Source organism: Methylobacterium sp. (assembly GCF_028290105.1).
GTDB lineage: Bacteria > Pseudomonadota > Alphaproteobacteria > Rhizobiales > Beijerinckiaceae > Methylobacterium.
Window position 1 is genome coordinate 1 of the sequence record NZ_JAQGKL010000302.1, and the last position, 5,420, is coordinate 5,420.

3 protein-coding genes are annotated in these 5,420 nt (G+C 71.8%); all 3 read left to right on the plus strand.

The genetic code is table 11. The features are described 5' to 3' along the window. Positions 1-349 precede the first annotated feature (349 nt). Complete coding sequence (locus tag JWQ05_RS20000) at positions 350-988, plus strand: urease accessory protein UreE (protein WP_299662430.1); 639 nt, start codon at positions 350-352, stop codon at positions 986-988. 51 nt (positions 989-1,039) lie between these two features. Next, positions 1,040-2,056 carry a tRNA dihydrouridine(20/20a) synthase DusA gene (gene dusA, locus JWQ05_RS20005; RefSeq protein ID WP_299662433.1) on the plus strand — a complete coding sequence of 339 codons (1,017 nt, stop codon included), beginning with the start codon at positions 1,040-1,042 and terminating at the stop codon, positions 2,054-2,056. 242 nt (positions 2,057-2,298) lie between these two features. Then, a partial coding sequence (locus JWQ05_RS20010; protein WP_299662436.1) for an autotransporter domain-containing protein occupies positions 2,299-5,420 on the plus strand: 3,122 nt, incomplete at its 3' end.

Here is a 5,420-nt window from a genome sequence, read left to right on the forward strand (position 1 = left end):
CGCGAGCGCGCCGCCGGCCCGGCCGGTGGCGGCTCCGCCGATGGCCGCACCCGCGAGGGCGCCGAGGCCGGCGCCACCGAGGGCGCGGTCCTGCGGCGTGTTGCACGCACCGAGGGAGAGGGCGAGACCGCCCGCGAGGGCGGCGGCGATGAGCTTCTTCATGATTCCGAGACTCCCTTGTGCGTCGTGACCCGGCCTTCGGCCGTTGTGTCGGTGCCGCCCGAGCTTAAGCATTCCGGATCACAAATGCACGCCGTATGGCTAAGGTTCCGCGTCGCCTTTCCGTCGGGGCGAAAAACCCTCTAGTGATGCGCCCATCACCGCCCGCCGTCCCGACGCCGAGGAATCCATGCTGCGCGCCACCACCATCGTCCGCAAGGTCGCCGTCCGCGCCGACGCGGTCGTCGACACCATCGTGCTCGATCACGCCGCCCGGCAGGCCCCGCCCGAGAACCTGACCGGGGAGGGCGGCCTCGCCCTCGCCCTCGCCCTGGCCAAGGCCGCGACCTTTGAGGACGGCGACGCCCTGCGCCTCGAAGACGGCCGCCTCGTCGCGATCCGGGCCGCAGGGGAGCCCCTGCTGGAGGTGCGCGCCGAGAACCCGGCCCGCCTCCTGCGCCTCGCCTGGCAGCTCGGCGGGAGCCACGTGCCCGCCGAGATCGCCGCGGACGTGCTCTACGTGCCCCGCAGCGCCGCCGAACTCGTGCGCGGCCAGGGCTGCGCCGCCACCCCGGTGACCCGCGCCTTCAAGCCCGAGCGGGCCGCCCACGACCACAGCCAGTGCGGCCACGACCATCACGCGCACGAGGCGCACGACCATTCCGCGCATGAGCCTCACAATCACGACCATGGCGCGCATGACCCTGCGACACATGCCCACCACGATCATGCCCACCACGACCATGCCCACCACGATCATGGACACGCGCCAACGCAGGGCCACGGGCACGGCCACGTCCACGGACCCGACTGCAAGCACGATCACTGAGCGGACCGGCCCCGCGTTGAAGCCGATGGCGCGGACGGCTATCTCCTCCCGATGACCGCCCGCGACCTCCGCTTCTCCATCGCGCCCATGATGGACTGGACCGACCGTTATTGCCGGGCCTTCCACCGCACGCTGTCGCGTCGCGCCCGGCTCTACACCGAGATGGTCACCACCGGCGCCGTGATCCACGGGCCCCGCGAGCGGCTGCTTGGCTTCGACGCGCGGGAGCACCCCGTCGCGGTGCAGCTCGGCGGCTCCAACCCGGCGGATCTGGCCGAAGCCGCCCGCATCGCCGAGGACTTCGGCTACGACGAGGTCAACCTCAATGTCGGCTGCCCGTCGGACCGGGTCCAGGACGGGCGTTTCGGCGCCTGCCTGATGCGCGACCCGGCCCTGGTCGCGGAATGCGTGGCCGCCATGAAGGCGGCGGTGTCGGTTCCCGTGACGGTGAAGTGCCGCATCGGCGTCGACGACCAGGACACGGAACGGGCCCTCGACGCCCTTGCCGACGCGGTGATCGCGGCGGGGGTCGACGGGCTCGTGGTCCATGCCCGCAAGGCCTGGCTGCAGGGCCTGTCGCCCAAGGAGAACCGCGACGTGCCGCCCCTCGATTACGGGCGGGTGGCCCGGCTGAAGCGGGCGCATCCCACCCTGCCCATCGCCATCAACGGCGGCATCGTCACGATCGCCGACGCGGCTGCCCATCTCGCGGAGGTCGACGGCGTGATGATCGGCCGGGCGGCCTACAGCGACCCGGCGATCCTGATCGGGGTCGATCCGATCCTGTTCGGGGAGGACGCGCCGGTGGCCGACCCGTTCGACGCGGTGGAGGCCTTCGCTCCGTTTCTCGCGGACGTCCTCCAGTCGGGCCTTCGCCTCCACGCGGTGACGCGGCACATGCTCGGCCTCTTCAACGGTCGCCCGGGCGCCCGCGCCTACCGCCGCCACCTCTCCACTTTCGGAACCCAGACGGATGCGGACCTGGCCACCCTGCGCGACGCCGTCGCTCGGGTCTCGCGCCTGGAACCGGCTCTTGGCGACGATGCCGGGGCCCTGAGCGCGGCTTGAAGGCTGCACGCTCGAATTGGCCGCGCCCCGTTCTCGAGGACGACGCTTATGCTTCGGCGGCAAAGTATTTGAAAGACCGACACCTGTTGTTGCGGAATCATCACGGCGTGACAGCGTATAAAATGTGACGGGATTATGAACAAGCGCGGATCGTGCGCTTCGCTATCCAGGCTCCCGGTCCAGGGGACGGGAGCGGGGGGCGAATCATGCGGTTCCAATACGGTGTATCGACAGCAGCCATCATGATCGCGGCGAGCGGTCTAGCCTCCGCGCAGGCTCAGACCGCCAACATCACGCCGGCCAATGCCAACGTGCTCAACCTGCTTGGGCCGTTCCTCGGCCTCAACGCGAGTGCGGTGGGGCAGGCGACGCTGCAACTCAACCTCTCGCAGGCCATCGCGACCAACAACAATTCGACGCCCCAGCAGCGGGCCCTCGCCATCAGCGACAAGGCGCTGCCCGGCAATACGCCGTTCCTCGGCTCGATCACGCTGGTCGGCGGCACGGTGGTCAATCTCGGACCCGCCGACAACCTCGCGGGCGGGTTGCCGCTCCAGGCCATCCAGAGCAATCCCGGCGTGCCGGGCACCATCAATTCGGTCCAGCCAGTCGGCGGCTACGGCAGCGTGCTCGGCCCGCTCTACCAGAGCGGCATCCGCGCCAGCACGGCGACGACGGGACCCCTCGCCAAGACCTTCGACCTGCTCAACCGCGCCTACACCTTCACGAGTTCGGATCTCGGCGTCGCCAAGAACTACTTCGCCAACGGCGCCGCCACCAATCCGAGCGTGACCCCGGCGGGCTACGTCGCGGTTCCGGCCGTGGCGCCCGCCGGCTTCACCCTGCCGCGCTTCAACGGCCTGCCCAACACCACCGACAGCGTCCTCGACATCGCCGCCGGCGTCCGAAACACGGACCCGGGCCAGGACGTCTACGGCAGCTCGCGCCCGGTCCAGGCCCGGCCGAACGCCATCGCCCAGTTCGACCCGACTTCGATCAACGGCTTGACCACCAACCCCTCGTTCCCGAGCGGGCACACCAACTACGCGATCACCGATTCGATCCTGCTCGGCATGCTGACGCCGTCGCTCTACCAGAGCATGCTCCTGCGGGGCTCGGAATACGCCGACAGCCGCATCGTGCTCGGCGTGCATTACCCGCTCGACATCATCGCGAGCCGATCCTTCGCGGCCTACGATCTCGCGCAGGCCTTCACGAACCCCGCCTACATCAACAACGCCACCACCACCGGCACCGCGATCAACCTGACCGCCCTGTTCACCCAGGCGCGGGGCGAACTCTCCGGATACCTCTCGGCGGGCTGCGGCGCGGCCGTTTCCACCTGCGCCACGAGCGGCGCCAACACCGCCAGCGATCCCTACGTGCCATCGGCCGCCAATCAGGCGCTCTACCAGTCCCGCCAAGCCTACGGCCTGCCGACCCTGACCTTCGCGCAGGCCCCCCGCGAGGCGGCGCCCATCGGCGGCCCAGACGCCGCGATCCTGCTCGCACCCCTCTATGGGGGCAGCAGCAGCGCGGCCGCGCAGATCGCGCCGGGCGGCGGCCTCTACGGCTCGCTCCAGACCAGCACGATCAACCAGATCCTCGTGAACACCGAGTCGAACGCGCTCAGCGCCTTCTACGGCACCGCGCTCAGCTACTGGTCGCGCCTCGATCTCTACAGCGCCGCCGGGTACTTCCAGAACGTCATCGGCAGCCTGTCGATGGACGCGAGCGACCGCGTCACCACCGACGTCACCATCGGCCAGACCGGAGCCCTCTTCGCCAACGGCACCATCACGGGCACCGTGACGGTGGGCGCGGGCGGCACCTTGGGCGGCACGGGCACGGTGGGGGGCGTGGTGGCACAGTCGGGCGCGGTGGTGGCGCCGGGCAACTCCATCGGCACGCTGAACGTCGCCGGCAACGCGCGCTTTGCGGCGGGCTCGACCTTCCAGGTCGAGGCCAACGCCGCCGGACAGGCCGACCGCCTCGCGGTGGCCGGCACCGCCACGCTCGCGGGCGGCACCGTGCAGGTGCTGGCCGCGGCCGGCACTTACGACCCGCGCACCGCGTACGTGGTGCTCAGCGCCACCGGCGGCGTCAGCGGGCAGTTCGCGGGTGTCACCGCGAACCTCGCCTTCCTGACACCCACCCTGCGCTACGCGGCCACCGAGGTCGACCTCACCCTGACCCGCAACGACATCGCCTTCTCCACCATCGCCCAGACCCGCAACCAGGCCAGCGTCGCCGACGCCGTCCAGGCGGCGGGCGCGGGCGGCGCGCTCTACGCCCGCAGCGTCGGGCTGACCACGCCGGAGGCGCGCGCCGCCTTCGGGGCGCTCACCGGCGACATCCACGCCAGCGCGGCCGGAGCCCAGTTCGAGACCGCCTTCTTCGTGCGCGAGGCCATCCTCGACCGCCTGCGCTGGGGCGCCAGCCCGGGCTTGGGCGAGGCCACCGACTACGGCACCCTGCCGGCGGCCTACACGGCCGACCTGCCGGGGCGGGCCGCGGCGGTCGCGCCCGTGCCCGTGCGGGTGCTCGACCCGCGCGTGTTCGGGCTCTGGGGCCAGGGCTTCGGCAGCTTCGGGCAGGCGCGCGGCGACGGCAACGCCGCCGGGCTGGCCCGCCAGACCTCCGGCTTCGTGCTCGGCGCGGATCTGCGCCTGGAGACGGGCTTCCGCCTCGGGGTCGCGGGCGGCTACACCGCGACCAGCCTCGACGCCACAGGGCGCCTGCAATCGGGCACGATCGAGGGGGGCTTCGGGGCCGTCTATGGCGGCGTCGAGCGCGGGCCCTTCGCCCTGCGCCTCGGCGCGGTCTATGCCGACCAGGCGAGCCGCCTGCGCCGGGCGGTGAGCTTTGCCGGGTTCTCCGACAGCGACACGGCCCGCTACGGCGGCGCCACCGTGCAGGGCTTCGGCGAGATCGGCTACAAGATCTTTCTCGGAACGGCATCGTCGCCGGTCACCGGGGGCGACGCGCCGGTGGCCGCGCTCGCGCCGACCTATCTCGAGCCCTTCGTGGGCGGGGCCTACGTGTCGATCGGGCGGGACCGCTTCGCCGAGACCGGCGGGCTGGCCGCGCTGACCGGGGCGGCGCAGACCACCGAGGTGGCAACCTCGACGGTGGGCGTGCGCGGGCAGACCAGCCTGGGGCTCGGCCTCGACGCGCCGGTCTCGCTGCACGGGCTCGTCGGCTACCGCCGCGCCTATGGCGACGTGGTCCCCAAAGCCCTGCTGAGCTTCGGCACGGGTCCGGCCTTCCTGATCGCGGGCACGCCGATCGGCCGCGACGCCCTGGTGGCGCAGGCCGGCCTCGACGTGCGGGTGGCGCGCGATGCGACCCTGGGGATCGCCTA